The organism is Arthrobacter sp. H41 (genome assembly GCF_000520535.1).
GTDB lineage: Bacteria > Actinomycetota > Actinomycetes > Actinomycetales > Micrococcaceae > Arthrobacter_D.
Map to the genome: position 1 here is coordinate 31,150 of NZ_KI914772.1, position 1,930 is coordinate 33,079.

General features: G+C 70.9%; 3 protein-coding genes and 1 pseudogene. 2 read left to right on the forward strand and 2 right to left on the reverse strand.

Annotated elements, in window-relative coordinates; translation table 11 throughout:
* A partial coding sequence (locus tag Y705_RS17270; RefSeq protein ID WP_049822242.1) for a PTS sugar transporter subunit IIA occupies nt 1-354 on the forward strand: 354 nt, incomplete at its 5' end.
* 67 nt (nt 355-421) lie between these two features.
* Here the strand turns inward: Y705_RS17270 and Y705_RS0103950 are convergent.
* A pseudogene (locus Y705_RS0103950) lies at nt 422-934 on the reverse strand (ATP-binding cassette domain-containing protein); the annotation flags it as partial.
* 7 nt (nt 935-941) lie between these two features.
* On the opposite strand from Y705_RS0103950, the gene Y705_RS17275 reads away from it, so the two are divergent.
* Nucleotides 942-1,319: a PTS sugar transporter subunit IIA gene (locus tag Y705_RS17275; protein ID WP_253908468.1), complete on the forward strand. Its 378-nt coding sequence runs from the start codon at nt 942-944 to the stop codon at nt 1,317-1,319.
* A gap of 67 nt (nt 1,320-1,386) precedes the next feature.
* Here the strand turns inward: Y705_RS17275 and Y705_RS17280 are convergent.
* Nucleotides 1,387-1,930 (reverse strand): ATP-binding cassette domain-containing protein (locus Y705_RS17280; protein ID WP_155849909.1); only part of this gene is annotated, 544 nt, incomplete at its 5' end.

The window sequence follows — 1,930 nt, forward strand, 5'->3', positions numbered from 1 at the left end:
GACCTCGACGCCTTCCTCGAGCAGGTCCATTCCCGCGAACACCAGATGGCCACGGGCCTCCCCGGAGGCGTCGGCCTGCCGCACGCGCGCAGCGAGTACGTCAACCGGACGTCCATCGCCGTGGGTGTCGCCAAGTACGGCCACAGCCTGGACTTCGGCGCGATGGACGGCCCCGCCACGCTCGTCCTGCTGATGGCGACGCCGGCCCAGTCCTTCTCCGAGCACCTCGAGGTCCTCGCGACCATCGCGCGGAGCCTGTTCAAGGAGAACTTCCGCGAGTCGCTGAGGAGGGCACACGACGCCGAGGTGATCGCTGAACTGATCAACTCCTCGCTCGTGTTCCACGACCACTGACACGACCACTGACACGACTACTGAGACGACCCCCGGTACAACCACCGCCACGGCGGTCCCGAGTTCCCTATTCGCTGCGCCAGGAACGCCACAGCGACGCGTAGGCGCCGTCGAGCGCGATCAGCTCGTCATGGGAGCCGAGCTCGGTGATGCGGCCGCCCTCGACCACCGCCACGCGGTCGGCGTCGTGCGCGGTGTGGAGGCGGTGCGCGATGGCGACCACCGTGCGGCCCTCCAGCACGGCGCTCAGCGAGCGCTCGAGATCCCGCGCGGCCCGCGGGTCGATCAGCGACGTCGCCTCATCGAGGACGAGCGTGTGGGGATCGGCGAGCACCAGGCGTGCGAGCGCGAGCTCCTGGGCCTGCGCCGGGGTGAGCTCGAGGGCGCCCGACCCCACCTCGGTCTCCAGCCCCTCGGGCAGGGCCAGCGCCCAGGCGAGCGCGCCGACGTCGTTCAGCGCCTCCTCCAGTTCAGCTGCGGTGGCGGACGCGCGGCCGAGGCGGACATTGTCGGCGAGCGAGCCCACGAAGACGTGGTGCTCCTGCGTCACCAGGGCGACTTCGCGGCGCAGCTGGTCCAAAGCCGACGTGCCCGACCACACGGCAGCCCTCGACCTCGACGCCTTCCTCGAGCAGGTCCATTCCCGCGAACACCAGATGGCCACGGGCCTCCCCGGAGGCGTCGGCCTGCCGCACGCGCGCAGCGAGTACGTCAACCGGACGTCCATCGCCGTGGGTGTCGCCAAGTACGGCCACAGCCTGGACTTCGGCGCGATGGACGGCCCCGCCACGCTCGTCCTGCTGATGGCGACGCCGGCCCAGTCCTTCTCCGAGCACCTCGAGGTCCTCGCGACCATCGCGCGGAGCCTGTTCAAGGAGAACTTCCGCGAGTCGCTGAGGAGGGCACACGACGCCGAGGTGATCGCTGAACTGATCAACTCCTCGCTCGTGTTCCACGACCACTGACACGACCACTGACACGACTACTGAGACGACCCCCGGTACAACCACCGCCACGGCGGTCCCGAGTTCCCTATTCGCTGCGCCAGGAACGCCACAGCGACGCGTAGGCGCCGTCGAGCGCGATCAGCTCGTCATGGGAGCCGAGCTCGGTGATGCGGCCGCCCTCGACCACCGCCACGCGGTCGGCGTCGTGCGCGGTGTGGAGGCGGTGCGCGATGGCGACCACCGTGCGGCCCTCCAGCACGGCGCTCAGCGAGCGCTCGAGATCCCGCGCGGCCCGCGGGTCGATCAGCGACGTCGCCTCATCGAGGACGAGCGTGTGGGGATCGGCGAGCACCAGGCGTGCGAGCGCGAGCTCCTGGGCCTGCGCCGGGGTGAGCTCGAGGGCGCCCGACCCCACCTCGGTCTCCAGCCCCTCGGGCAGGGCCAGCGCCCAGGCGAGCGCGCCGACGTCGTTCAGCGCCTCCTCCAGTTCAGCTGCGGTGGCGGACGCGCGGCCGAGGCGGACATTGTCGGCGAGCGAGCCCACGAAGACGTGGTGCTCCTGCGTCACCAGGGCGACTTCGCGGCGCAGCTGGTCCAGCGGACGGTCAACGAGGGGGACCCCTCCCACG